Annotated in this window: 22 protein-coding genes and 1 pseudogene; 13 read left to right on the forward strand and 10 right to left on the reverse strand. The window is 72.4% G+C overall.

Annotated elements, in window-relative coordinates; translation table 11 throughout:
- Positions 1-301: 301 nt before the first annotated feature.
- From ACICHK_RS34800 to ACICHK_RS34830, 7 genes are all read right to left on the reverse strand, one after another.
- The gene (locus tag ACICHK_RS34800) at positions 302-1,654 is read right to left on the reverse strand and encodes an SMI1/KNR4 family protein (protein ID WP_406840017.1); all 1,353 of its coding nucleotides are present in this window, start codon (positions 1,652-1,654) and stop codon (positions 302-304) included.
- A 119-nt stretch (positions 1,655-1,773) separates the two neighbouring features.
- Positions 1,774-2,166 (reverse strand): MarR family winged helix-turn-helix transcriptional regulator, encoded by a 393-nt coding sequence (locus ACICHK_RS34805; protein WP_151468935.1) that lies wholly within the window; start codon positions 2,164-2,166, stop codon positions 1,774-1,776.
- A gap of 143 nt (positions 2,167-2,309) precedes the next feature.
- On the reverse strand, positions 2,310-2,660 hold the full coding sequence (locus tag ACICHK_RS34810) for a VOC family protein (protein WP_406840018.1): 351 nt from the start codon (positions 2,658-2,660) through the stop codon (positions 2,310-2,312).
- 163 nt (positions 2,661-2,823) lie between these two features.
- A complete protein-coding gene (locus ACICHK_RS34815) occupies positions 2,824-3,855 on the reverse strand; it encodes a LacI family DNA-binding transcriptional regulator (RefSeq protein WP_406840019.1) in 1,032 nt (343 codons plus the stop codon).
- Positions 3,852-4,757: a carbohydrate ABC transporter permease gene (locus ACICHK_RS34820; protein ID WP_406840020.1), complete on the reverse strand. Its 906-nt coding sequence runs from the start codon at positions 4,755-4,757 to the stop codon at positions 3,852-3,854. The genes ACICHK_RS34815 and ACICHK_RS34820 overlap by 4 nt, the downstream gene beginning before the upstream one ends.
- Entirely contained in the window at positions 4,754-5,677 is a 924-nt protein-coding gene (locus tag ACICHK_RS34825) for a carbohydrate ABC transporter permease (protein WP_406840021.1), read from the reverse strand. Before ACICHK_RS34825 ends, ACICHK_RS34820 begins: the two co-directional genes overlap by 4 nt.
- On the reverse strand, positions 5,674-6,996 hold the full coding sequence (locus ACICHK_RS34830) for an extracellular solute-binding protein (protein ID WP_151468930.1): 1,323 nt from the start codon (positions 6,994-6,996) through the stop codon (positions 5,674-5,676). The genes ACICHK_RS34825 and ACICHK_RS34830 overlap by 4 nt, the downstream gene beginning before the upstream one ends.
- 310 nt (positions 6,997-7,306) lie before the next feature.
- On the opposite strand from ACICHK_RS34830, the gene ACICHK_RS34835 reads away from it, so the two are divergent.
- The 11 genes from ACICHK_RS34835 (at position 7,307) to ACICHK_RS34885 (ending at position 19,698) form a co-directional block, all read left to right on the forward strand.
- Positions 7,307-9,328, forward strand: a complete 2,022-nt coding sequence (locus ACICHK_RS34835) for a beta-galactosidase (protein WP_406840022.1) — start codon at positions 7,307-7,309, stop codon at positions 9,326-9,328.
- Between the two features lie 690 nt (positions 9,329-10,018).
- Complete coding sequence (locus ACICHK_RS34840) at positions 10,019-11,578, forward strand: arabinogalactan endo-beta-1,4-galactanase (RefSeq protein ID WP_406840023.1); 1,560 nt, start codon at positions 10,019-10,021, stop codon at positions 11,576-11,578.
- A 145-nt stretch (positions 11,579-11,723) separates the two neighbouring features.
- Positions 11,724-12,011 (forward strand): ArsR/SmtB family transcription factor, encoded by a 288-nt coding sequence (locus ACICHK_RS34845; protein ID WP_406841397.1) that lies wholly within the window; start codon positions 11,724-11,726, stop codon positions 12,009-12,011.
- A gap of 4 nt (positions 12,012-12,015) precedes the next feature.
- Complete coding sequence (locus ACICHK_RS34850) at positions 12,016-12,993, forward strand: SMP-30/gluconolactonase/LRE family protein (RefSeq protein WP_406840024.1); 978 nt, start codon at positions 12,016-12,018, stop codon at positions 12,991-12,993.
- A gap of 199 nt (positions 12,994-13,192) precedes the next feature.
- Entirely contained in the window at positions 13,193-13,669 is a 477-nt protein-coding gene (gene crcB / locus ACICHK_RS34855) for a fluoride efflux transporter CrcB (RefSeq protein ID WP_406840025.1), read from the forward strand.
- Positions 13,666-14,049: a DUF190 domain-containing protein gene (locus ACICHK_RS34860; protein WP_406840026.1), complete on the forward strand. Its 384-nt coding sequence runs from the start codon at positions 13,666-13,668 to the stop codon at positions 14,047-14,049. The genes crcB (ACICHK_RS34855) and ACICHK_RS34860 overlap by 4 nt, the downstream gene beginning before the upstream one ends.
- Entirely contained in the window at positions 14,046-14,420 is a 375-nt protein-coding gene (gene crcB, locus ACICHK_RS34865) for a fluoride efflux transporter CrcB (protein ID WP_406840027.1), read from the forward strand. The genes ACICHK_RS34860 and crcB (ACICHK_RS34865) overlap by 4 nt, the downstream gene beginning before the upstream one ends.
- Positions 14,421-14,503: 83 nt before the next feature.
- Positions 14,504-15,340, forward strand: a complete 837-nt coding sequence (locus tag ACICHK_RS34870; RefSeq protein ID WP_406840028.1) for an undecaprenyl-diphosphate phosphatase — start codon at positions 14,504-14,506, stop codon at positions 15,338-15,340.
- 269 nt (positions 15,341-15,609) lie between these two features.
- Positions 15,610-16,560 carry a glutaminase gene (locus ACICHK_RS34875; protein ID WP_151468922.1) on the forward strand — a complete coding sequence of 317 codons (951 nt, stop codon included), beginning with the start codon at positions 15,610-15,612 and terminating at the stop codon, positions 16,558-16,560.
- A 100-nt stretch (positions 16,561-16,660) separates the two neighbouring features.
- A complete protein-coding gene (gene mptB, locus ACICHK_RS34880; protein ID WP_406840029.1) occupies positions 16,661-18,067 on the forward strand; it encodes a polyprenol phosphomannose-dependent alpha 1,6 mannosyltransferase MptB in 1,407 nt (468 codons plus the stop codon).
- A gap of 89 nt (positions 18,068-18,156) precedes the next feature.
- Positions 18,157-19,698 carry a glycosyltransferase 87 family protein gene (locus ACICHK_RS34885; RefSeq protein WP_406840030.1) on the forward strand — a complete coding sequence of 514 codons (1,542 nt, stop codon included), beginning with the start codon at positions 18,157-18,159 and terminating at the stop codon, positions 19,696-19,698.
- An 11-nt stretch (positions 19,699-19,709) separates the two neighbouring features.
- On the opposite strand, the pseudogene ACICHK_RS34890 reads toward ACICHK_RS34885, so the two are convergent.
- A pseudogene (locus tag ACICHK_RS34890) lies at positions 19,710-20,801 on the reverse strand (D-alanyl-D-alanine carboxypeptidase family protein); the annotation flags it as partial.
- Complete coding sequence (rho, locus tag ACICHK_RS34895; protein ID WP_406840031.1) at positions 20,704-21,843, reverse strand: transcription termination factor Rho; 1,140 nt, start codon at positions 21,841-21,843, stop codon at positions 20,704-20,706. The pseudogene ACICHK_RS34890 and the gene rho, both read right to left, overlap by 98 nt.
- Positions 21,844-22,311: 468 nt before the next feature.
- Between rho and ACICHK_RS34900 the strand changes: the two genes are divergently transcribed.
- Positions 22,312-23,826, forward strand: a complete 1,515-nt coding sequence (locus ACICHK_RS34900; protein WP_406841398.1) for a protein kinase domain-containing protein — start codon at positions 22,312-22,314, stop codon at positions 23,824-23,826.
- Between the two features lie 99 nt (positions 23,827-23,925).
- On the opposite strand, the gene ACICHK_RS34905 is transcribed toward ACICHK_RS34900, so the two are convergent.
- On the reverse strand, positions 23,926-24,723 hold the full coding sequence (locus ACICHK_RS34905) for a nitrilase-related carbon-nitrogen hydrolase (protein WP_406840032.1): 798 nt from the start codon (positions 24,721-24,723) through the stop codon (positions 23,926-23,928).
- A gap of 326 nt (positions 24,724-25,049) precedes the next feature.
- Between ACICHK_RS34905 and ACICHK_RS34910 the strand changes: the two genes are divergently transcribed.
- The gene (locus ACICHK_RS34910) at positions 25,050-26,303 is read left to right on the forward strand and encodes a cytochrome P450 (protein ID WP_406840033.1); all 1,254 of its coding nucleotides are present in this window, start codon (positions 25,050-25,052) and stop codon (positions 26,301-26,303) included.
- The last annotated feature ends 6 nt before the right edge of the window (positions 26,304-26,309 follow it).

Raw genomic sequence — 26,309 nt, forward strand, 5'->3', positions numbered from 1 at the left:
GGAGCCCGTCCACGCTTCTGCCTCGTCCCGGGCGGCCGACCGTCAGCGGCGCAGACTGCCCCGGTCTCTCACCGCACCGGGCCGACTCCGCGTCAAGGGTCGTACGAAGTGCCATTCCATCGACGTCGGGTAGCGCTTGCGGGGCGTGGCCGACGGTGAGCGTGGATGACACGCGGCCGACCTCCCGGGCCCTGCCCGCCCGAACACGACCTGCCGGACAGGATCCGGTCATCGGTCGGTGGCCGAGCGTTGTTGTCGGCCTGTCCGGCCGACTGCCGTGCTCGGCGGTGCGGTCCGCCGGTCAGGCCGTGGGGCCGAGGTTTCCCCGGATGAGCGTCTGCTGGATCCGGGGCCGGTCCCAGAGGGCCAGGATCTCGTTGGCGAGGTCCACGACGGGCAGGTGGTCCTGGTCGTGGACCTTGACGGCCGCGGCTTTCAGGGTGCGCGGGACGGCTCCCGCGTCCAGGAGGACGCGCCAGTCCCGCGCACCGAGTTCCAGGAACTCCAGCCCGGTGAGCCCGGAGACCTCCAGGACGTCCGCCAGTGCGCCGGGCGAGGCGGTGAGAGTGCGCAGGCGGGGCAGGCCGGCGACGGGCGCGATGCTGAACGGGGTGCCGTACCGGTGGCCGATAGACAGCACCTCCAGGTCGGAGTGGGCCGCGGCCTCGACGCTCTCGAGGAATCCGGTGCCGACCCTGGCCACGGCCGGAAGCCTGTTTCCGTGGTGATCACGGCGTTCCTCGTGCACTTGGCCCAGGACGAAGTCGGTGAGGGAATCGGCCACGAGCTCGGCACCCAGGCTCTGCTCGTGATCGACCAGGATGACCTGCCCGAGGTGCCCGCCCGGGCCGGGAGTCAGGTCGACCGCGAACTCGTCACCGCCGTTGCTCCCGAAGCTGATCCAGCCGGGTGAGCCGGCCAGGCCCTGCACCGCGGCGTCGGGCGCGCCGCCGACCGCACGCGTCGCGCCGATGCCCCAGCCGGGGTGACGTGCTGCGCCGTCGACCGTGTTCAGGTCGTCCAGACCCCCGAGCTCGCAGCCGACCGCGTCACCGGCGCGGCACGCCGCCTCGAAGTCGTCGCGCCAATCCACCCGCGTCACCCGGTAGAGCACCTTGAGTTCGTCGGACAGCGTGATGCCCAGGCGTGCCTCGGCAGCGGCTATCTCCTCGTCCGTCGCGCCGACGGCGTCGGGCAGCCGTTCCCGGAGCGTCCGCTCCAGCAGCTCCAGGTCCGCCGACGGCGCAGGCACCGCCGCGGGCACCGGCTCGGGACGGCGGAGCCACGGATCGGGGAGGGATCCCTCGACCAGTACGAGCACCCCCAGGTCCGGATAGCCGTGGGCCGGTTCCACGACCGGGCTCGGCCGGACGACGCCGAGCGTGGTCCTTCCGTCGGGCCGGACCTCCGCCCTGAACGCGACCTCCGGGACTCCGTCGCGCGCCAGCGCCCTCTGTACGCCCTTCACCGCGGTCCGCGCCGTCGACGGCGCGGATCCCCGGTGCGCAAGACTCCAGCCGTGCCGGCTGATCCGTCCCGCCACACGGGTCGGCCGGGCGGCACCCCGCTCCGCGTCACCGGCCGACATGAGCCGCAGCACGGGCTCCCAGGTTCCGAAATCGTCCAGCGACGAAGGAGGTTTGCGATCTTCCATGCGCAGACCGTACGCGGAGCCAAGGACAGTGAGGACGGTGCGGGCAGTGAGGCGGTCGGCCGTCCCGTCCGATCACGGGTGTGCCGCTGTGACCCGGCGGGCCGCCCGGCCCGGACGGATCAGTCCCGCAGCATGCGGGCGAGCACGGACCGCTGCAGGGGGAGCACCTCGGTGTGCAGCGCGCGGCCCTTCCGGGTGAGCGCGACCCACACTCCGCGGCGGTCCTCCTGGCAGACGGTACGTTCCACCAGGCCCTCCTTCTCCAGCCTGCCGATGAGCCGGGACAGCGCGCTCTGGCTCAGATGGACCCGGTCCGCGATGTTCTGCACCCGGCAGTGCTCACCGGGCTCCGTGACGGTCTCCGAGACGAGGATGTCCAGGACCTCGAAATCACTGGCTCCCAGGCCGTGCGGATGCAGTACGCGGTCGATCTCGCACATCGTGCGCGCGTGCACCGAGAGGATGTCCCGCCACTGGTCCTCCAGCCGGGAACCGGACGTCTTCGTTGCCATAATTGAACGGTAACAGAGATCCGGCCATTGATTGAGTATGCAACTAGTGTGCGCGCATCCAGTTGCCCGTGCCCGCCCGTGTCGCCGCCCTGCGGCCCGTGCCGTCACCGTCCCGCTCGTGCCGCCCCGCCGGGAGGCCCCTGTCAGGTGGTGGGGTCCTCGATGAGCCCGTACTGGTTGCCCTCCGCGTCCTTCACCGACGCGACCACCCTGCCGTTGCCCACGTCCTGGGGCTCCTGGAGGATTTCGGCGCCCGCGCCGAGCAGGGCCGACAGGGTCGCCTTGATGTCGTCGACGTGCCAGAAGGGGACCGGCCCGGTCAGCCCCTTGGAGTGGCCGTTCGGGTCGAGACCGATGTCCTGGCCCGCGTCCTTGAAACCGACGTAGTACGGCTCGTCCACATAGGGCTCGACCCCGAGCAGCTCGGTGAACAGGGCCTTCGCCTTCTCGATGTCCTTGACGGGGTAGATGATGGTCCTGGCTCCGGCGGTCATCCCGACTCCTGTGCGGTGCGTGCGGCCGTGTCGGCCGGCTGTTCTGCCGTCGGCGTTCCGGCGGCGCTTTCACGCTAAGCCGGGGAAGCCGGGTACGGCTTCTCGAATCCTGACCGGTGCGCGGCCCCCGCCCCCCGCCCCCCGGTCCGTTTCCGCGCGGTCCTCAGGCGGACTCGCGGCGCACCAGCTCCGTCGGCAGGATCACCGCCGCCGGGTCCTCGCCGCCGATCTGGGCCAGCAGGACCCGGACCATCTCGGAGCTGATGCGGTCCCAGGGCTGGCGGATGGTGGTGAGGGCCGGGGTGGCGGCCGTGGCGGCGGGGGAGTCGTCGAAGCCGCCGACCGCGACGTCCTCCGGGACCCGGCGGCCCGCCTTGCGCAGCGCGGTCAGCACGCCCTGGGCCATCAGGTCCGAGGCGACGAACACGGCGTCCATGTCCGGGGCGCGGTCGAGGAGCCGTTCGGCGCCCGCCTCACCGCTGGCGCGGCTGTAGTCGCCGGAGGTGACCAGACGGTCGTCGGCCTCGACACCCGCCTCGGCGAGCACCTCCCGGTAACCCGCCAGCCGCTCGACACCGCCGGGGGTGTCCAGCGGTCCGGTGACCATGCCGATCCTGCGCCGCCCGAGGGAGAGCAGGTGCGTGACCATGTCCCGGGCGCCGTCGCGGTCGTCGGCGGCCACGTAACTCACCTTGGAACCGAGGCCGATGGGCTTGCCGCAGGCGACGAGCGGCACTCCCGCCTCGCGCAGTTCCTCGGCGACCGGATCGCCGGAGTGGCTGGAGACCAGCAGCACCCCGTCGACGTGGCCGGCCGTGATGTAGCGCGTGATGCGCCGCCGCTCGTCCTGGGTGCCGGCGAGCATCAGCAGGAGGGGGACGTCGTGCGCGGCGAGCGCCTGGGTGCAGCCGCGCAGCAGGACGTTGAAGTTCGGGTCCTCGAAGAACCGCTCCTGCGGCTCGGTCAGCAGGAAGCCGACCGAGTCGGACCGTCCGGTGATCAGCGAACGGGCGTGCCGGTTCACGACGTAGCCCGTCCTGCGGATGGCGGCGTTGACGGCCTCCTGGGCCGCGGGGCTCACGTAGTGCCCGCCGTTGAGCACGCGGGAGACGGTGCCCCGCGAGACACCCGCCTCACGCGCGACGTCGTGGATCGTCGGCGGCCTGCGCCGGCCCCCCGTGTTGCTCATGGTCACGACTTTACGGCTCCGGACAACAGGTCGAGGCTCCAGAAGCGCTGGATGACCAGGAACAGCGCGATCAGCGGGACGATCGCGAGCAGGGCGCCGGTGATGACCAGGGTGTACAGGGCCGGGGTGTTGGAGCCCTGTTCGAGGAGCGTGAACAGGCCGAGGGTGATCGGGAACTTCTCGTCGTCGCTGAGCATGATGTAGGGGAGCAGGAAGTTGTTCCACACGGCGACGAACTGGAACAGGAACACCGTCACCAGGCCGGGCACCATCATGGGCAGCGCGATCCGGGTGAAGATCCGCCACTCGCCGGCGCCGTCCATCCGGCCGGCCTCGACCACGTCACCGGGGACGGCCGCGGCGGCGTAGATCCGGGCCAGGTAGACGCCGTACGGGGACAGGACGAGCGGCAGCAGCACGGAGGCGTACGAATCCGTCAGGTCCGCCTTCGCGAGGAGCAGGTACTGCGGGATCGCGAGGATCACCGGCGGCATCAGCACGCCCGCCATGAGAACGCTGAACACGGTCTCACGGCCCCGGAAGCGGTAGACCGCCAGCGCGTAACCGCTGACCGCCGAGACGCCCGTCGACAGCAGGGCGCCGAGACCGGCGTAGAGCGCGGAGTTGCCCATCCACTTCCAGTAGATGCCCTCGCGGTAGGCGGTGAGGTCCTCGATGTTCTGGGTGAACCCGGTGCCGGGCAGGAAGGTGAACGTCGAGAACAGCTCGCGGCCCGACTTGGTGGCCGCGATCACCACCCAGGCGACGGGCAGCAGGCAGTAGAGCGCGCCGAGCAGCAGGGTGAGGGTCGGGACCAGGGCGATCCGGCCGCGCGGGGGCGTCCCCCGGGCGGTTCCGGGGGCCGTGTCCACGGCCGGGGCGGCCTTGCGGACGGCAAGAGAACTCATCGTGCTTCCTCCTGCTTGGTACGGGAGTTCGCGGCGCGCAGGAAACCGAAGGACAGGACCAGCGTGGCCACGGCGATGATCACTGCCTCGGCGGCGGCCGCGTGGATGTCACCGGTGTTGAACGCGTCCCGGTAGACCTTCATCAGCGGACTCCAGGTCGTGGAGACGGAGTTGGTGAGGGGCTTGAGGGTGGTCGGCTCGCTGAACACCTGGAGCGTGGCGATGATCGAGAAGAAGAAGGTGAGCACCAGGGAGGGCGCCACCATCGGGATCTTGACCCGCAGGGCGGTCTGCAGGGGACCGGCCCCGTCCAGCTTCGCCGCTTCGAGCACCTCGGCCGGGATGGCCCGGAGCGAGGTGTAGATGACGATCATGTTGAAACCGGTGCCGCCCCAGACCGCGATGTTCGACAGGGCGAGGTAGAGGGGGCCGCCGTCCAGCAGGTTCGGCTGCGGAAGGCCCAGCTTGTCGAGGACGAAGTAGAAGGGGCTGACGTCCGGGAGGTACAGGAAGCCCCACAGCAGGGCGGCCACGACGCCGGGGATGGCGTACGGCAGGAAGATCGCGAGCCGGGTGAAGGGGGCCAGACGTACCTTCTCCGCGTCGAGCATGAGGGCGAAGAGGAGCGCGAGGCCGAGCATGACCGGGACCACGATGACGCCGTAACCGGCCACGCGCAGCGCGCCGTCGACGAGTTCGCCGTCGGTCAGCGCGTCGGTGTAGTTCCCGATGCCCGCCCAGACCTCCTTGCGGGCACCGGCGCCCAGGCCGAGGCCCTTGACCCGGACCTTGTGCAGGCTCAGCCAGATCGCGTAGCCGATGGGCAGCGCGAAGAAGAGGACGAAGAGGACCGTCGCGGGGAGGAGGAAACCGTACGGGGCCCCCTTGACCCCGTACGGCTTCCGGCGTGCGCTGGTCACCGAGCGACCCCGAAGCCCTGCTTCTTCAGGTCGGCGACGGTGGTGTCCTGCATGGTCCTCAGGGCGGCACCGAAGTCCGACTTGTTCTTGGCGGCGGCGCCGAAGGCGTCGTTGAAGGACGTGTAGGCGACGTTCACGTTCGGGCCCCACGCGGACGGGGCGGTGGTCTTCGCGATCTCCGCGGCCTTGGTGTAGAAGTCCGGCTGGTTGGAGAAGAAGGCCGGCGGCTGCGCGAACGCGTCACCGGTCTGGGCGCTCGTGGACGCCGGGTAGATGCCGCTCTCCTTGGCCAGCGCGGCCACCGCCTGCGGGTCCGTGTTCAGCCAGGCGGCGAACTTCGCGGCGGCCGCCTTGTGCGGGGAGTCCGTGGTGACGGCCGTCGAGGAGCCGCCCCAGCTGCCGGTGACGTTCTCGCCCGCGGACCACTGCGGCAGCGGGGCCATGGCCCACTTGCCCTTGGTCTGCGGGGCGGCCGTGGTCAGGGTGCCGGGTGCCCACACCGCGCTGACCCAGGCGATCTGCTTGCCGGTGTTCAGTGCCTTGTTCCAGGCGGGCTGGTACATCGGCTGGTTGTCGATCGCGCCCTCCTTGACGAGGCCGCCCCAGAAGTCGGCGACCTTGCGGGTGGCCGTGTCGTCGATGCCGACCTTCCACTTGTCGCCGGAGGCGGTCCACCACTTGGCGCCGGCCTGCTGCGCGAGGCCCGCGAAGAGGCCGGAGTCGTTGGCGGAGAAGGTGGTCAGCGCCTTGTCGGGCGCCTTCTTCTTCAGCGCGCGGGCGGTCTCGGCGAACTGCTCCCAGGTCGTGGGGACCGTCAGGCCGTACTTCTTGAACAGGTCCGCGCGGTAGTAGAACATCATCGGGCCGATGTCCTGAGGGATCGCGTAGACCGCGTCCGTCCCCAGCGTCGTCTGCTGCCACACGCCGTCGGCGAACTTGGACCTGGCCTCCTTCGACTCCGCGGCTATGTCGGCGAGCGCGTCATTGCTGACCAGCGTCGGGAGTGCCTGGTACTCGGCCTGGACCAGGTCGGGTGCCTTCTTCGCCTTGTGCGCGGTGAGGATCTTGGTGACGAGCGTGTCGCCGGACGCCTGCTTCTTCACCGTGACGGTGATCTGCTGCTGCTTGCCCGGCCCCTTGTTCCAGAGGTCGACGACCTTGTCCATGCCCGGCGCCCAGGTCCAGAACGTCAGTGTCGCGGGTCCGGACCGGGACGTGCTCTTGTCGTCGTCCGACGAGCCGCAGGCGACGAGCGAGGTGGCGCCGAGGACGACGGCGATGGTGCTGGCCACGAGGCGGTCGTGCTTCGTGATGGGCATGGAACGTTCTCCCCTGACCTGGGCCCCCGCCTGCTGCGGGGGCCTGCCCTGTTCTTGCGCGGTTCGCTTCCGGGGGTGCGCCGGCCGTCGCCGGGGCCACGAGCGTGCGCGGCGCTCTCCGGGCCTTCGCGCGCTCGCCCGCCGACACCTGAGCATCCCTTCGGCTCACTTGCCGTGCTTCTGTGAGCGTTCACAGTAGAGAAACATCCCGGACACTTGTCAATGGTTGTTGCTGTGCGGTTATGTTGGGCTCACGCCGCTGGCGTTGTGTGTGCACGTTCCCAAATGATCGATTACATGGGAGAGATCCATGCCGGAGACCAACCCCAGGGGCCTCACCGGGCTCGCCTTCGGTGGGGACTACAACCCCGAGCAGTGGCCGGAAAGCGTCTGGCCCGAGGACGTCCGGCTGATGCGCGAGGCGGGCGTCACGATGGTGAGCGTCGGGATCTTCTCCTGGGCCCTGATCGAACCGGTCCGGGGCACCTACGAGTTCGGCTGGCTCGACCGCGTCCTCGACCTGCTGCACGAGAACGGCATCCGCGCGGACCTGGGCACCCCGACCGTCGCGCCGCCCGCCTGGTTCTACCGCGAACACCCCGAGGCGCTGCCCGTGGCCGCCGACGGCACCTGCTACGCCTTCGGCTCACGCGGCGCCATCTGCCACAGCAACACCGACTACCGCGCCGCGGCCGCCGCCGTCACGACCCGGCTCGCGACCCGGTACGCGGACCATCCCGCCCTCGCCCTGTGGCACGTCCACAACGAGTACGGGGTCCCCGTCTCGGCCTGCTACTGCGACTCCTGCGCGGCACACTTCCGCCGCTGGCTGATCAATGTCTACGGGACCGTCGACGAGCTCAACGAGGCCTGGGGGACGGCCTTCTGGGGCCAGCGGTACGCCGCCTTCGACCAGGTCGACCCGCCGCGCACGACCCCGACCGTCGGCAATCCGGCGCAGGCGCTGGACTACAGGCGGTTCGCCGACGCGACCATGCGGGAGAACTTCACCGCCGAGCGGGACATCCTCCACCGGCTCGCGCCCGGCGTCCCCGTCACCACCAACTTCATGACGGCCCTCAGCCAGTGCGACTCGGTCGACTACTGGGCCTGGGGCCGCGAGGTCGACCTCGTCACCAACGACCACTACCTGATGACCGACGGGCGCCGCACCCACGTGAACCTCGCGATGGCCGCCGACCTCACCCGCTCCGTCGCGGGCGGCGCCCCCTGGCTGCTCCTCGAACACTCCACCTCGGGCGTCAACTGGCAGCCCCGCAACCCCGCCAAGGCGCCCGGCCAGATGGCCCGCAACTCCCTGGCCCACGTGGCCCGCGGCTCCGAGGGCGCCATGTTCTTCCAGTGGCGGCAGTCCCGCAGCGGCGCCGAGAAGTTCCACTCCTCGATGCTGCCGCACGCCGGCACCGACTCGCGCGTGTGGCGCGAGGTGGTCGAACTCGGCGCGGCCGTCGACTCGTTGAGCTCCGTCAAGGGCACTCGGACGGCCGCCGACGTGGCCGTGCTGTGGGACTGGCAGTCCTGGTGGGCGCAGAGCCTCCAGTGGCGGCCGAGCGAGGACCACGACGCCCGCGAGCGCGCCGACGCCTTCTACGAGGCACTCTACGACCGCCACCTCACCGTCGACTTCGCCCACCCGGAAGCCGATCTGTCGGCCTATCCCCTTGTCGTCGTACCCGCCCTCTATCTGATGACCGAGGCCGCGGCGGACAACCTGAGGGAGTACGTCGAGCGCGGCGGCACCCTCCTCGTCTCCTACTTCTCCGGCATCGTCGACGAGCACGACGCCGTCCACGAGGGACCGCACCCCGGCGCCCTGCGGGACGTGCTCGGCCTGACCGTCGAGGAGTTCTCGCCCCTGCTCCAGGGGGAGCTCGTCCGGATCACCGGGCCCGACGGCTCCGAACTCACCGGCGACGTGTGGACCGAGTTCGTGGTGCCGCGCGGCGCCGAGACCGTCTGGACGTACGCCGACGGACTCACCGCAGGGCACCCGGCCGTCACCCGGCACCGCAGCGGCGCGGGTTCGGCCTGGTACGTGTCCACGCGCCTCGCGGCCGAGGGCCTTGACGCCCTGATCGGCCGGGTGGCCGACGACGCGCGCGTCGCGCCGCGCGCCGATGTGCCCCGCGATGTCGAAGTGGTGCGCCGCAGGGGCGAGTCGGGCACCTACGTGTTCGCGATCAACCACACCGCGTCCGACGCGAAGGTGCCGCTGGACGCCCACGGCACCGAGCTCCTGACCGGAGAACGCGCCGCCGGCCGTCTCGCGGTCCCGGCGGGCGCGGTGCGGGTCGTGCGCCTCGACGCGTGACGGGCCGTGGGCCGTTCGGGGCGTTCGACCCCGTGCCGGCCGGCCGGCACGGGAGCCTTGCCCTGTCCGCATGGGCGGCCGGGGGCCGGAACAGGGGTCCTGTTCCGGCCCCCGGGTGAGCCGGAGGCTCGGGTACGGACCTGACCGGGCCCGGGCTGACCGGCCGTCGGGGGGACCGTCCCGGAGCGGGCCAGGGCGGGCCGACCTCCACCGCGCGGGAGGTACCGGACCCGCTCCGACCGGGTCGCCGGTATGCGGCGTCCGACCGGCTCCGGCCCAACGGCGGAGCCGGTACCGTCCTCACCGGCCGCACCGCCTGCCTTGGTTCCACCGAACCCGGTGGCGGCACCGAGAGCCGTCCGGGCCGCGGCCCGGCAGCCGCACCCACAGCGCGGGTCACCCGGATCCGCGCGAGGCTCCGCCCGGCCACCGGCCGGGTCCGGGGCTCCGGCGACCGCGCCCGAGCCGTCCGCGGCCCACCCGGCGATCCCCCCACCCGGCAGGCCGCACGGCCGCCGGACCGCTCCGACAGCCGTCCGAGCCACAGCACTCGACGGCGATCCGACCCCCCTCCGCCCGTGCGAGCCGTGAAGCCGCGGGCGGAGGGGTTCGCCCCGGATCCATCCCGGATCCACCCCGGATCCCTCCGGGGCGCCTCTCCCCACCACGTCGAAGGGACGACGGACGACGATGTTCCATCCCAGACGCACACTCAGGGCCCTGCTGCTTCCGCTCGCCGCCGGGCTCGCCCTGGCCGCCCTCCCCGCGGGGACCGCGCACGCGGCGAGCACCCTGGCCAACACCGGCTTCGAGACCGACGGGACCGGCGCCGCCGTGCCCAGCGGCTGGTCGGAGTACGGCGACACCGGCGCCTCGTACGTCGAAGCCGGCGGCCACGGCGGCAGTTACCGCCTCAGCCATTACTCCGCCTCGGCCTACAAGGTGGAGACCTACCAGTACCTCTCCGGGCTGGCCAACGGGAACTACAAGCTCACCGCGTGGGTGCGCTCGGGCGGCGGACAGAACTCCGCCCACCTCGCGCTGAAGAACTGCGGAGGCACCGAGCAGCGCACCGACCTGCCGGTGTCCACCAGCGGGTGGATCCACCTCGTCGTGCCCGTCTCCGTGACGAACAACCAGTGCACGATCAGCGTCTCCTCCGACGCCAACGCCGGGAACTGGATCAACGTCGACGACCTGACGTTCACCTCCGGCACCACCGGACTGTCCGTCAAGGGCTCCGACATCTCCTCCCTCGCCAAGAGCGAGGCCTACGGCGGGGTCTACAGGACCGGTTCCGGCACCACCGGCGACGCGCTCGCCATCCTGAAGTCCGCCGGGATGAACTACGCGCGCCTCAAGGTCTGGGTGAACCCGGCCGACGGCTACAACAACAAGGCACGCGTCCTCGCGATGGCCAAGCGCGTCAAGGCGCGGGGCATGAAACTCCTGGTCGACTTCCACTACTCCGACACCTGGGCCGACCCGGGCACCCAGACCAAGCCGGCGGCCTGGGCCGGACACACGTACAGCCAGCTGAAGACGGACGTGTACAACCACACCTACGACGTCCTGAACGCCCTGAAGTCGCAGGGCACCACCGCCGACATGGTCCAGATCGGCAACGAGATCAACGGCGGCATGCTCTGGTCCGAGGGCTCCACGGACAACTTCGCGCAGCTCGCGGGGCTGCTCAACTCCGGTTACGACGCGGCCAAGGCGGTCAGCTCCTCCACCGTCGTGGCCCTGCACCTCGCCAAGGGCGGCGACCTCACCGGCACCCGCTGGTGGTTCGACACCGCCCTCGCCGACGGCGTGAAGTTCGACGCCATCGGCCTGTCCTACTACGGCTACTGGCACGGCTCGCTCCACGACTTCCAGACCACCCTGGACGACGCGGCCTCCCGCTACGCCAAGCCGGTGTTCGTCGCCGAGACGGCCTACCCCTTCCGTCTGGACAGCGACGACGCGCTCGTCAACCAGATCGACACGACCGGTGAACTGGTCTCCGGCTACCCGGCCACGACCACCGGGCAGTCCAATTGGCTGCGCGACGTCATGAACATCGTGGAGGCCGTGCCCAGCGGCCGCGGTCTCGGCGTCTTCTACTGGGAGGCCACCTGGACGGCGGTCACCGGCAACGGCTGGGACCCGGCCGACGCCTCCTCCGGCAACGGGTGGGAGAACCAGGCCCTGTTCGGCTTCGACGACAAGGCGCTTCCGGCCATGTCCGTGTTCAGTCATCGCTGAGCGCGAAGGGGCCCGGCCGCCGGTGCGGCCGGGCCCCGTGCGTCCTGTGAAGCGTCCGGCTCCGGCCAGGGTCGCGAGAAGACCGTGCGTGCCGTCGTCGGCTGCGGGACAGTGGCGGGAGACCGTCACGATGGAGGGGGACGAGATGCTGAAGGGGCCCGGCAACGGGCAACGGCTGGACATCCTGGAGTGGTTGCGCAACCCCGTGGCGCACTTCCCGCCGCAGCGCCGCGCCGACCTCGTCGAGGACGGTGTCGGCACCGATGCCCTCGCCGTCAAACTCGGTGTGAGCCGGGCCGTGGCCCGTACCCACCTCGACCTCCTCGCCGGAGTCGGTCTGCTGCGCGCCAAGAAGGTGGGGCGGCGGACCTACTACCGCCGCGACGAGTACCGTATCGCCGAGGTGAGCAACTACTTCGAGAAGGGCTGGTAGGCGCGTGGGAGACGGGTCCGGCACGGCGGCCACGGTCCTTTCGCCCCGGCGCGCGGTGCCGCTCGGCGGCCGCGGCCCCGAGGACGTGGTGGCCGACTCCCGGGGCGGGGTGCTGACCGGCCTGGAGGACGGCCGCATCGTGCGCGTCGACGGGTTCGACGACCCCGACCGCACCGGCGTCCGGGTCGTCGCCGAGACGGGCGGCAGGCCACTCGGCCTCGAACTCCTGCCGGACAACGCGCTGTTGGTGTGCGACGCCGAGCGCGGACTGCTGCGGGTCGGCCTCGAGGACGGAGTGGTCCGCGTCCTCGCCGACAAGGTCGCCGGAGTCCCGCTGCGCTTCTGCAGCAATGTGGTCGCCCTCTCGGACGGCACGGTGTACTTCACCGTCTCCAGTCGGAGTTACCCCCTGAAGCACTGGATCGGCGACCTCGTCGAGCACACCGGCTCGGGCCGTCTGCTGCGCCTCGCGCCGGGGGAGAAGGAACCCGAAGTCCTCCTGGAAGGGCTTCAGTTCGCGAACGGTCTCGCCGCCTCGGCCGACGAGTCGTTCCTCGTCCTCGCGGAGACCGGCCGGTTCCGGCTCCTCCGCCACTGGCTCACCGGGCCGCTCGCGGGCCGTTCCGAGACCTTCGCCGACGACCTGCCCGGCCAGCCCGACAACCTGTGGCGCGCCCCGGACGGCCCGATCTGGGTGGCCCTGGCGGGCCCCCGCGTCGGCGCCCTGGAACTCCTGCACCGCCGGGGCCCTGCCGTCCGGCGCGCCGCCGCCCGGATCGCCGTACGGGCGCCCTTCCGGCCCCCGGGCACCACGGGTGTCCTCGCGGTCGCCGACGACGGCACCGTCGTGCACCACCTGGAGAGCCGCCGGTCCCGGTTCCGGATGGTGACCAGCGCCTGCGAGTCCGACGGCCGGCTGATCCTCGGAAGCATCTGGGAGCGGGGCCTCGCGGTCTGCGACCTCCCGGGCACCACCGGCTGAGCGGCCGGGACCTTCCGGCGGGGGACCGGGTGTGCGGGGCCCGCGCCCCCGGCGTTAACCTGTTCACCGGCCGCGATCTCGCAGCGCGGCGCGGCGGTGGGGCCCGCCGTACCCGAACCGCGGCGCGGATGCCGCCAACGGTCCCTGCTTGCGATGCCGTGTGCCCGCACCGGCCCGGCGAGTAGGAGCACCGGAGACCATGACAGTCCCGCATCCCGAGCGCCTCGGCGAGTCCGGCACCCCCGTGCGCCCGCCCGCCCGGGCACCGTCCCCCTGGCACGGCCAGGGCCCGGTCGTCGCGGCGGTCTCGCTGGGCGGCGTCATCGGCGCCACGGCCCGCTACGGAGCCGGGCTGCTGTGGCCCACGCCGGACGGTGCCTTCCCCTGGACCACGTTCACGATCAATGTCGTGGGCTGCGCCGCCATGGGCGTGCTCATGGCGCTGATCACCGACCTGCCGGCCGTGCACCGCCTCGCGCGCCCCTTCCTCGGCACCGGCGTCCTCGGCGGCTTCACCACCTTCTCGACGTACGCCGTCGACATCCGGAGACTGGTCGGCGCGGGCCACCCCGGCACCGGGCTCGCCTACCTCGCCGCGACCCTGTGCGCGGCCCTCGCGGCGGTGTGGCTCGGGACGACGGCGGCGCGGCGCGCCCTGGCACGGAGGCGGCGATGACACGACTCACGGGCGACGCCCTGCGGCTGACGGTCCTCGTCGGCGAGAACGACACCTGGCACCACAGACCGCTGTACGCGGAGATCGTGCACCGCGCCCACGCGGCGGGTCTCGCGGGCGCCAGCGTCTTCAAGGGCGTCGAGGGCTTCGGCGCCTCCTCGATCGTCCACACCTCCCGGCTGCTCTCGCTGAGCGAGGACCTGCCGGTGGCCGTGATCGTCGTGGACACCGAGGAGCGGATCCGGGCCTTCCTGCCGCAGCTCGACGAACTCGTCACCGAGGGCCTGGTGGTCCTCGACCCCTGCGAGGTCATCCGCTACGCGGGCCGCGGCGGCGGGACCGGCGGCGACCCGTCCGCGGAAGGCGGGAGTCCGCTGTGAACTGGCTGCTGGTGATCATCGGTGCCGCGATCGGCGCACCCCTGCGGTACCTGACCGACCGGGCGGTACAGCTGAGGCACGATACGGTCTTCCCCTGGGGCACCCTCGTCGTGAACGTGACAGGATGCCTGATCCTCGGTCTGCTGACCGGTGCCGCCTCGGCGGGGCAGGTGTCCGGACACCTGCAACTGCTGATCGGGACCGGTCTGTGCGGGGCGCTCACCACGTACTCGACGTTCTCGTACGAGACCCTGCGTCTCACCGGGACGGGGGCGGGGTTCTACGCTGCCGCCAACGTGATCGTGAGTGTGACGGCGGGCCTCGGCGCGGCGTTCGCCGGGGTCTCGTTTGCCCAAGCTTTGTGGACCTAGGTGTCGGGCGTCCGCGCGTATAGGTAACACTGTCCCCTGCACCGTCTACAGCACTGTCGACCAACCTTTCAGAACTGGATCCCATGAGCGTCATCAACGTCGGTCAGGCCGTCGTCCTCGGAATCGTCGAGGGGGTGACCGAATTCCTCCCCGTGTCCTCGACCGGCCACCTCAAGATCACCGAGGGGCTGATGGGAATCCCCGTCGACGACGACGCCGTCGTCGGCTTCTCCGCGGTCATCCAGGTCGGCGCCATCGCCGCCGTGCTCGTGTACTTCTTCAAGGACATCGTGCGGATCGTCTCCGCCTGGGGACGCGGACTGCGCGACAAGAACGAGCGCCACAACCACGACTACAAGTTCGCGTGGTGGGTCATCTACGCGACGATCCCGATCGTGGCCGTGGGTCTCGGGGCCAAGAGCCTCATCGAGGGTCCGCTGGCCTCCCTGTGGGTGGTCGCCGGTTCGCTGATCATCGGCAGTGGCGTGATGTGGGCGGCCGACCAGATGGGCCGCCACAAGCGTGGTGAGGACGACGTCTCGTTCAAGGACGCGATGCTGGTCGGCAGCTCCCAGATCCTCGCCCTGCTCTTCCCCGGCTTCTCGCGCTCCGGCGCCACCATGTCGACGGGCCTCATCCTCGACCTGGACCGCGTCGCCGCCACCCGGCTCTCCTTCTTCCTCGGCATCCCGGCCCTGACCGGCGCGGGCATCTACGAGCTGAAGGACGCCCTGGGCACCGGCGTGGGCGCCGCCCCGCTGATCACCGGCACCGTCGTGTCGTTCGTGGTCGCCTACGCCTCCATCGCCTGGCTCCTGAAGTTCGTCGCCAAGCACTCCTTCAACGCCTTCGTGATCTACCGCATCGTCATCGGCGTGCTGCTCTTCGGTCTGCTGGGCACGGGCGTCATCGACAGCTGACACCGCCCGGAGCGACGGTGCGAACCCGCTCCAGGCCGAGAACGATCCGCCCGCAGGGGGCGTGGAGCCGGAATCCGGCTCCACGCCCCCTGCGCCGTTCCCGCACACCGCACACCGCACACCAATCGCCCAGGAGCCCAGGAGCCCAGGAGCCCAGGAGCCCAGGAGCCCAGGAGCCCAGGAGCCCAGGAGCCCAGGAGCCCAGGGGCCCAGGAGGCCGGAAGGCCGGAGACCGGGCCGCCGGGCCGCGGCGCGGAACGGGCGGCACAATGGCGATCATGCCCGGGAACTCGTCGCAGCCGTCCTCCCTGACCTTCCAGCCGGTCCTGGAGCGCATCGCCACCGAGATCGCGCAGACACCGGGACGCGGGCGGCCCGCCGACTACATCCCGGCGCTCGCCGCCTGCGATCCCCGCCGCTTCGGCATGGCCGTCGCCGAGCTCGACGGCACGGTGTACGGCGTGGGGGACTGGCGGCAGCCGTTCTCCACGCAGTCCATCACCAAGGTCTTCACGCTCGCCCTCGACCTGGCCCGAGAGGGCGACGCGCTGTGGGAGCACGTCGGGCGGGAGCCCTCCGGCAACCCGTTCAACTCCCTGGTCCAGCTCGAGTACGAGAACGGCATCCCGCGCAACCCGTTCATCAACGCCGGAGCCCTCGTCGTCACCGACCGGCTGCAGACCCGGACCGGCGACGCGGCCGGCACCCTGCTGGAGTTCCTGCGGGCCGAGAGCGGCAACGAACGGCTCGCCTTCGACCGCGACATCGCCGCCTCCGAGACCGCCAACGGCGACCGCAACGCGGCCCTGGCCCACTTCATGGCCTCCTACGGCAACATCGACAACCCGGTGCCGGTCCTGCTCGACCAGTACTTCCTGCAGTGCTCGATCGCCGCCTCCTGCGCCGACCTCGCCCTCGCCACCGGATTCCTGGCCCGGCACGGCATCCGCGCCGACGGCGGCCGGCTGCTCTCCCGCAGCCAGGCCAAGCAGATCAACGCGATCATGCTGACCTGCGGGACGTACGACGCCGCGGGCGACTTCGCCTACCGGGTCGGACTCCCGGGCAAGAGCGGGGTGGGCGGCGGCATCATCGCCGTGGTGCCGGGCCGGTGCACCCTGTGCGTCTGGAGTCCGGGCCTCGACGACCGCGGCAACTCGGTGGCGGGCGTGGCGGCCCTGGACCGCTTCACGACCCTGACCGGCCTGTCTGTGTTCTGAATCCCTCCGACCACACGGAGGTCACGCGCCGGACCCCGTCCGGAGAGCGCCGCGTCGTCTTCCGGCCACTCGGCGTTGACACGCTTGCGGAGTGTTGGCCATGGCTTTCCCCGCCGATCTCCGCCGCTGCCAGGCCCTGGGCCTGGCCGGTACCGCCGTCCTCGCCCTGGGCGGCGAGACCGCGGGAGCCCTGCCCGCGCGCGATCTCCTCGCCCCCGGATCGGGGCGGGCCGTACTGGGCCTGGTCGGGGTGTACTTCGGTGTCGTCCTGCTGATAGCCGCGTGGGCGCTGCTCGGCACCGTCGTCCGCGGGCCCGAACCGCCGGCGCCGCGCTCCCTGCTGCTCGTCCTGGCCACCTGGGCGGCGCCGCTGCTGCTCGCACCGCCGCTCTTCAGCCGGGACGTCTACAGCTATCTCGCCCAGGGTGCCATGGTCGACGCCCACATCGACGTCTACGCGTACGGGCCCGCGCAACTCGGCGGGCCGCTCGCCGACGAGGTGGCGCCCGTGTGGCGGAGCACGACGACACCGTACGGCCCGGTCTTCCTCGCCGTCGCCCGCGGACTGTCGTCGCTGACCCGCGGGGAGATACCGGCCGGACTCCTCGGCATGCGCGTGGTCGCCCTGCTCGGCGTGGCCCTGATGGCGGCGGCCCTGCCCCGCCTCGCCCGGCACAGCGGCGCCGATCCGGCCGCCGCGCTGTGGCTGGGCGCGCTGAACCCCCTGGTCCTGCTGCACCTGGTGGCCGGCGCGCACAACGACGCCGTCATGCTCGGTCTGCTCGGTGTCGGCCTGGTGGCCGCGCGCGGCCGGTCGCCCGTCGCGGGCATCGTCCTGGTCACCCTGGCCGCCCTCGTCAAGGCGCCCGCCGCGCTCGGCCTGGTGGCGGTGATCGCGCTGCGCGGGCGCGGGCAGGGGCACCGGGGCATCGCGCGGGCCACGGCGGCCACCGTCGTGGTCGCGGTCGCGACGACGGTCGCCGCGACCGCGGTGGCCGGTACGGGCTACGGCTGGATAGCCGCCCTGAAGACCCCCGTCTCGCCGCACAACTGGTCGCCCACCAGCGTCCTCGGACGCGCCACCGGCGCGCTGCTCCAGAAGCTCGGCAGCGGACTCGCGCCCCTCGCGATGCCCGCCTGGCACACCCTCGGACTCGTGGTGACCGTGGGACTGCTGCTCTTCATATGGCTGCGGCTGCGCCCGCACCCGGTCTACGCGCTGGGCCTGAGCCTGGCCGCGGTGGCCGTGTTCGGACCGGCGATCCGCCCCTGGTACGCGCTGTGGGGCCTGTTCCTCATCGCGGCGGCCGCGCCCACCGCCTCGGTGCGCGACCGGGTCGCGGCCGTCAGCGCGGTGCTCGCGCTCGCGGTCCTGCCGAGCGGGTCGCCGGCGGACGCGGGACAGGTGGTCCTCGCCGTCTCCGGGGGTCTGCTCGCCCTCGTCGTGCTCTGGCACGCCCATCAGGCGGCGCGGCCGCAGGCCCCGGTACTGGAACGGACGGCATGACGGAAGACACGGAGCACGGAACGGGCCCGAGCGGGACGAGAGGGGCGGGGGAGACGGGCAGGGTGGGGGAGACGGGCGGGGTGAGGGTGATGAGCGCCGGGAGCGCGACGGCGGGGGCGGCGGGGACGGCGGGGACGGCGGAAGCGGACGCGCCGCCCGGTGGGCGGGGCTCCGGCGGCGCGGCTGCACTGCTGGGCACCGACCGCCGGAGATTCCTCCTCGTCCTCGCCCTGGCCGTCGCCGTCGGCGCCTTCACGGCCACCGTGCCGCTGCTGCGCGACTGGTTCGACCTGCGCGTGTACTACGGGGCGGTCGACACCTGGGTCCACCACGGCGGCAGCATCTACGACTACCGGGTGCCGGGAACGGCGTACGGCTTCACCTACCCGCCCTTCGCGGCCCTCGGCATGCTGCCGATGGCACTGGTCGGGCTGAGCACGGCGATCGTCCTCGCGCTGCTGCTCAACCTCGCCGCCCTGACCCTGGTGGTGGGCATCCTGGTCGGACCCGAACTGCGCCGCTACGGCTGGTTCGGCTGCGCTCTGACGGCCTGTCTGCTGGCGCTGCTCGAACCGGTCCGCGACACCTTCAGCTTCGGCCAGGTCAATCTGGTGCTGCTCGCCCTCGTCATGGGCGACGCCTGGCTGCTGTCGGCCGGGCGGGGCCGCTGGGCGGGTGTCGGTATCGGTCTGGCCGCGGCGGTCAAACTGACCCCCGCGCTCTTCATCGCGCTGCTGCTGCTGGGCCGGCGCCGGCGGGCCGCCGGTGTCGCCATGGCGGTCGCCGCGGCCGCCACGGCGCTGGCCGCCTGGGCGGCGCCGGACGCCTCGCGCTTCTACTGGACCGACGCGCTGTGGGACACGTCCCGCATCGGGCGCCTGGCCTACGTCTCCAACCAGTCGCTGCAGGGCGTGCTGGCACGGCTCGTGGCGCCGCAGGAGCCGAGCAGGGAGCTGTGGGCGACGCTGGCCCTGCTGGTCCTGTGCGTCTGGGCGCGGCGGACCTCGCGCGCCCTCGCCGACGAGGACTGGACCGCCGCCTTCGCCCTGACCGGGCTGGCCGCCTGTCTCGTCAGCCCGATCACCTGGGTGCACCACCTCGTCTGGCTGCTGCCCTCCTTCGCCGTGCTGCTGCGCCGGCGCCGGCTGCGGGTCGCGGCGGCCCTGTACGCGGTGCTGTGCAGCAGCGTGGTGTGGCTGTGGTTCGACGACGCCTCGGGCCTCGACGGCTTCCTCGGCAGCAACACCTATGCGTGGATCACGCTCGGGCTGCTGCTGTGGCTGCCGGCCGGTCAGCCGCGCCCGGTCCGGCCCGCCCTGAGCCGCAGGGCCAGCGCGACGCCCGCGGCGCCCAGTACGGCGGCACCGGCGATCTCGGCCGCGCCGGACCAGTCGAGGCCCGCGTCCTCAGGAGGTGCGGCGGCCGTCGGCCGGGCGCTGTTCGCGGGCGGGGCGGCGGCCGGGGGCCGGACGGCAGGTCTGGAGGGAACGGAGGAAACGGAGGGAACGGAGGAAGGGGCGGAGGGTACGTCGGGCAGCGTCCCCACGGGATCGACGCGGCCGTCCGCCGCGAAGCCCCAGTCGAGCAGCGAGCGCGCCTCCTCGTACACGGCCGACCCGCCGCCCGCCTGAGGGTTCATCACCGTGACGACGAGGGTGCGTGTGCCGTGCTTGGCGGCGGCGACCAGGGTGTTTCCCGCGTTGGTGGTGTAGCCGTTCTTGACCCCGATCAGCCCCGGGTACCGCTCCACCCCGTTCGCGCCGGTGAGGAGCCGGTTGGTATTCTGGATCCCGTACGAGGAGCCGTTCTCGCCGGGGAACATCGCCTCGGCGGTGGAGCAGTACCGCGCGAAGTCGGGGTCGCGCAGCCCGGCCCGTCCGAACACCGCCAGGTCGTACGCCGAGGAGACCTGCCCGGGAGTGTCGTACCCGTCGGGCGACACGACGTCGGTGTCGTCCGCGCCGAGGGAGCGGGCCTTGGCCTGCATCTGGGCGGCGGTGGCCGTCCAGCCTCCGTTCATCGAGGCGAGCACGTGCACGGCGTCGTTGCCGGAGTTGAGGAAGACACCGCGCCACAGGTCCGCCACCCGGTAGGTGATGCCCCCGACGACACCGACCATGCTGCTGCCCGCGCCGATGCCCTCCAGCTCCCGCTCCTTGACGGTGTGCAGGGTGCTGCCGGGCAGCATCGGGAGGACGGTGAGGGCGAACAGGGTCTTCAGGGTGCTCGCGGGCGGCAGCCTGCGGTGGGCGTTGTGCGCGGCGAGGATGTCACCGGTGCGCGCGTCGGCCACCACCCAGGACAGCGCGGAGATGTTCGCGGGGACGTCGGGCGCCCCGGTCCGGAGCCGTACCCGGGTGCCCGGCTGATGGAGAGACGAAGGCGGCAGCGCGGCCGGCCGCACCGCCCCGGGCCCCCGGGCACCGAGTGCGGTGGCCGGGCCCTGCGCGGCCAGCAGACCGGCCGCGCAGACGGCGGAACAGGCCAGGGCGGCACGCGTGACCGCGGAGCGCGAAGAGGCGGTCCGGAATGAGAATCCGATCGTCATACCGCAAACGTAGGAACGGACGCGCGACACGCCGGGGTGGCCGGGCCGCGCGGCGCCGTCGAGCACCCGGATGCCGCAGGGGCGGCGGTCAGGAGGGCAGGGTGGGCTGAACGCGGCGCAGGAAGGCGGCGTTGTCGGGCGTGGCGCGCAGCCGCTCCAGGAGCGTTTCCAGACCGGTCTGCCCATCCCGTGTCAGCAGGGCGCGGCGCAGCCCTCGTGCGACGGCCAACTCGGGCTCCGGCACCAGGAGTTCCTCGCGGCGGGTACCGGAAGGGGTGATGTCGACGGCGGGGAAGACGCGCCGGGCGGCCAGGGTCCGGTCCAGCCGGAGCTCCATGTTGCCGGTGCTCTTGAGCTCTTCGAAGAAGTAGTCGTCGGCACGGGAGCCGGTCTCCACCAGGGCGGTGGCGAGGATGGTCAGCGAGCCGCCCTCCTCGGCGAGGCGCGCCGCGCCGAAGAACCGTTTGGGGCCCTGGAGGGCGGCGGCGTCGACACCGCCGCTGAGGGTGCGCCCGCCGCCGGCGGCCGCGTTGTTGTGCGCCCGGCACAGCCGGGTGAGCGAGTCGAGCAGGATCACGACGTCCTCGCCCGCCTCGACGAGCCGCTTGGCCCGCTCGACGACGAGTTCGGCGAGCGCGATGTGCTGCCTGGGTGTCTGGTCGAAGGTCGAGGCGTACACCTCGCCGCGCACGGAGCGCCGCATGTCGGTGACTTCCTCGGGGCGTTCGTCGAGCAGCACCACCATCAGACGGCATTCGGGGTGATTGCCGGCCACGGCGGCGGCGATCTGCTGGAGCAGCACCGTCTTGCCGGTCTTGGGCGGGGCGACGATCAGGCCGCGCTGCCCCTTGCCGACCGGCGAGACGAGGTCCGCGACGCGTCCGGTCAGTCCGCTCGCCGGGTGCTCCAGACGGAGCCGGTCACGCGGGTGCAGCGGGGTGAGGTCCTTGAAGTGCGGTCGGCGGAGCGGCACTTCGGCCGCCCGGCCGTTGACCCGCTCGACCTCGGCGAGGACCCGGGGTCCGCCGCGCACGCCTTCCACGGTGTCGCCCTTGCGCAGGCCGTGACGGCGGATCAGCGCGGAGGAGACCTGGAGGTCGTCGGGCGACGGCAGGAGGTTCGCGGAGCGCAGGTGCCCCTTCCCGCCGCCGTCGATGTCGAGGACACCGACGGCGGTCCGGGGCAGGGACCGCTGCTGTACGGGAGGGTGTTCGAGTGTGGTGGTCATGGGGTGTCCTCTCACGGACGGAGTCGCATGGGCATGCGGAAGGAAGGGGGAGAGGCCGCTGAGGGAGGGCGCGGGGCGCGCCTCGGTGCGGCGGGAACACCACTTCGGACGCGACGGGAGGGATTGCCTGCCGTGTGCGGGAGGTGGTGCCGAGAAGCTGGTCCACGCGTCGGAACCGACGGTGTCTCAGCGGGAGAAGGGAACTGGCACCGGCGCCTGAAGAAGGAGGCGTACACGAGTGCTGTTCGCAGACTACCACGGGCCAGGGCGGGTTCGGGAGTGATCCGCGTCTCGGGGGCGTGCGGTGCCCGGTGCCGCGCCGCGTGATCGGTCGCGGGCCGTCCGTTCCGGGACCTCCTCCGCGGCCCGCGCCCGGGTCCGGCGCCGACAACATTCGTAGATCCGTACGGTTGGCCGGACGCGCTCCGGTCGGGGTCACAAAGTCCCCATAATGTCGCGTACTTGCTGATGCCGATGCAGGGCACGGGATACACGGGGGGCGTCGCGGTGCGGGTGCTGTCGGACAGATACGAGTTGCACGAGCTGCTGGGCCGCGGCGGCATGGGGGTGGTCCATCGTGCCGTGGACCGCGAACTGGGACGGACGGTCGCCGTCAAGCTGCTGCCCGCCGAACTCCTGCGGCAGCCGGGCTTCCGCTCCCGGTTCCGCCGCGAAGCGCGCGCGGCCGCCGGACTGAGCCACCCCGCCATCGCGGTCGTCCACGACATGGGGGAGGACGCCCGTGGTGAAGAGCCCGTCCTCTACATGGTCATGGAGCTGGTGTCGGGCCGCACGCTCGCCGAGACGATCGCCGACGGGCCGCTCGCGCCGGACCACGCGGCCGCCGTGATCGGGGAGGTGCTGGACGCGCTGGACCACAGTCACAGCCGCGGCGTCGTGCACCGGGACATCAAGCCGTCGAACATCATCACCCAGCGGACCGCGTCGCGCACGACGGCCAAGGTGATGGACTTCGGCATCGCACGGCTGCTGTCGGAGAGCGCCACCCGCCTCACCGCCACCGGTGTACTGATCGGCACTCCCTCCTACCTCTCGCCGGAGCAGGCCGAGGGGAAGGAGGCGGACGAGCGGTCCGACATCTACTCCGCCGGATGCGTGCTCTACGAACTCCTCACCGGGCGGCCGCCGTTCCGTGGTGACTCCGCCACCGCCGTCCTGCTCCAGCACCTGCAGAGGACACCCGAACCGCCGTCGTCCGTGCGGCCCGGGATCCCGGCCGCCTGGGACGCCCTCGTGCTGCGCGCGATGGCGAAGCGGCCCCAGGACCGGTACGCGGGCGCCGCGGACATGCGTGCCGCCCTCACCGAGGTGACGGAGGGGGCTTCCGCCCGGCCCCCGCGGCAGTGGACACCGACCGTCGTCGACCGCCCGGAGCCCGGGGACCCCGACACGCCCCTCGTGTCCCACCCGACCGTGTCCCCTTCCGGACGAGCGGCTTCCCCCGCCGCACGGACCGCCCCGGCCGCGACCGCCGCCGTACGGGAGCGGAAGCCCAACCCGGAGCCGGAGCCGGAGCCGGTGGCGGGTGCGGCCGTGGTCGCGGCGGGCGCCGGTGTGCGCTTCAAGGCCAGGCTGATCGACCTCCTGGTCACCCTGACGACGGCGCCCCTGGTGGCGGCCCTGCTGTCGGCGCTGTTCGCCCTGCGCTGGGTGGTCCTGCTCCTTCCCTCCTTCCTGGGGGTGTCCCTCGTCTACGAGAGCGGCGCGCTGGCCCTGTTCGGGCGCACGGTGGGGAAGCGGGCGGCCGGCCTGCGCGTGGTCGGGAAGGAGAGCGGAGCACGCCCGGGCCCGCGCGGAGTGCTGAGGGCGCTGGTCTTCTGGGTGCTGCACGGATTTCCGTGGCTCGTCCTGGTCTGGGTCGTGGACCTGGTCCTGTTCCTCCGGGCCGGACCGCGGCGCCCGCTCCTGGCCGACCGGTTCGCGGGGACCCGGGTGGTCACGGACGAGGACGGCGGCCACTGACGTCGCCCGGGTGCCCTCCGCGGAGCGGGTCGGGCGCGCGGGCCGGCGGGAGCGGCGGTCTCCGCCGGGTGCCTCCGTCCATGTGCCCGGCCGCCGGACTCACCGTCGCCGGGGAGCCTCGATGGCGAGTACGCGATCGCGCAGGACGGGGAGCTCGGAACGCATCCGGGCGACCTGGGCCATGTCGCATTCCACCGTCAGGGTCTCCTCCGCGGTGCCGGCCTCGCCGAGGGCGGTTCCCCAGGGGTCGACGGCCACGCTGTGGCCGGCCTGCCGCATGTCGCCGTGCGTGCCCGTCGCGCAGCAGGCCAGCAGGAAGACCTGCTCCTCCAGGGCCCGCGTGCGGGTCAGGAGCCGCCAGTGGGTGAGCCGGGCCGCGGGCCACGCGGCGGGCACCGCGACCAGCTCCGCGCCCGCGTCGAGCAGGCCCCGGAAGAGCTCGGGGAAGCGCAGGTCGTAGCAGATGGCGAGGCCGACCACGCCGAAGTCGGTGGGCACGGTGACGATGTCGTCGCCCCCGCCCATCAGGGTCGCCTCGCCGGTGTCGAAGCCGTACCGGTGGATCTTGCGGTAGCGCCCCCGCAGCTCGCCGGCCCGGTCGAAGAGCAGCGCCGTGTTGTACAGCGTCCCGTCCTCGCCCCGCTCGACGACGGATCCGGCGTGCAGCCACACCCCGGCCTCGCGGGCCGCGGCGGACATGGCCGCCGCGGTGGGACCGTCGACCTTCTCGGCGTCGTGTTCCCAGCGGTCGTAGGCCCACGCGCCCGCGGTCCACAGCTCGGGCAGGACCACGAGGTCGTCGCCCGCCCGGCCGCGCACCAGCGAGGCCGCCCGGCGACGGCGCTCGTCCGCGGAGTCCGAGGAGTCCACGGACAGCTGGATCAGCGAGGCACGCATGGCTCTCACCTCCGGGACCGCGCCCGCGGTCCAAGGGAACCCGTCCCTACGAGCGTAAGGAGGAAGCCGCGTTTCCCGCTTCCCGTGGGACGGCGCGCTCCCGGACGGTGACCTCACCGGCGGCGTCCGGCGGCGGTGTCCGCGGACGCCGACGGCAGCCGTTCGGCGAGCCGTTCCGGGAAGGCGGCCGCGACGGGGGCCCGGTCCACTCGAAAGGCTCCGCAGAGCTGCTGCGCGTGCCGCTCCGAGCAGGCACAATCGATCTTCGCGCGACGCCCGTCGGCGTCGTGCGACCGTCAACTCGGCCCGGCAGCAAGGAGAACACGGTGGACACCTCGCCCGTCACGCCGCACCGCATGGACCCCGCGGGCGGCTGCCCGCACGCCGACAACGAGCGGCTCCTCGCGCGGGGCGCCGTCGCGACGGTGGTGCTGCCCGGTGAGGTGGAGGGCGCGGTGGTGCTCGGGCACGAGGCGCTGAAGGAATTCCTCGCGCACCCGGACGTCGCCAAGGGGGCCCAGCACTTCACGGAGCTGCGCGAGGGACGCATAGCCGCCGGCTGGCCGCTCATGACCTTCGCCACCGTGCAGGGCATGACGACCGCCGACGGTGAGGACCACCGGCGGCTGCGGTCCCTCGTCAGCAAGGCGTTCACCGTGCGACGGGTGGAACAACTGCGTCCTCGCATCGAGGAGTTGACCTCAAGCCTGCTCGACGGCCTGCACGCGGCGGCGGAGGGCGGCGGGGGAGTGGCCGACCTGCGCGAGCACCTCGCGCTCCCGCTGCCCATGGGTGTCATCGGTGAACTCCTCGGTGTCGGTGCCGAGTACCGCGACCGGCTCCACCATCTGACGAACCAGGTCGTCGCCACCGACATCGGCCCCGAGCAGGCCGTCGCCGCCAACCGCGAACTGGTGGCGGTGCTGAGCGCCGTCGCGGCCGCCCGCGCGGAGAACCCCGGCGACGACCTCACCAGCGCGCTGATCGCCGCCCGCGACGAGGACGGCGACCGGCTCAGCCAGCAGGAACTCATCGGCACCCTGGTGCTCATGATCATCGCCGGGCACGAGACCACGCTGAACCTGATCACCAACGCCGTACGGGCGCTGTGCGGGCACCGGGACCAGCTGGAGTCCGTCCTGAAGGGCGAGGCGGGGTGGGGTGACGTCGTCGAGGAGACCCTGCGCTGGAACGCCCCCGTCAGCTACTTCCCGTTCCGCTACCCGGTGCGCGACCTGACCGTCGACGGGACCGTCATCCCCCGGGGCACGCCCGTCCTCGCCGGCTACTCGGCCGCGGGCCGCGACCGGGCCGCGCACGGGCCGGACGCCGACCGCTTCGACGTCACCCGTCCGGGGCGGCCCGGCGCCGCCCGCCACCTCTCCCTCGGGCACGGCGCCCACTACTGCCTCGGTGCCCCGCTCGCCCGGATGGAGGCCACCATCGCCCTGGAGCGGCTGTTCACCCGCTTCCCCGGCCTCGACCTCGCCGTGTCCGAGGCGGAGCTCGTCCAGCAGACCAGCTTCGTCGGCAACAGCGTCCAGGTCCTTCCCGTGCGGCCCGGAACCTCCCGCCTCTGAGGGGTA

It is taken from the genome of Streptomyces sp. AHU1 (assembly GCF_045343905.1).
In the GTDB taxonomy this organism is placed as follows: Bacteria; Actinomycetota; Actinomycetes; order Streptomycetales; family Streptomycetaceae; genus Streptomyces; species Streptomyces triticiradicis.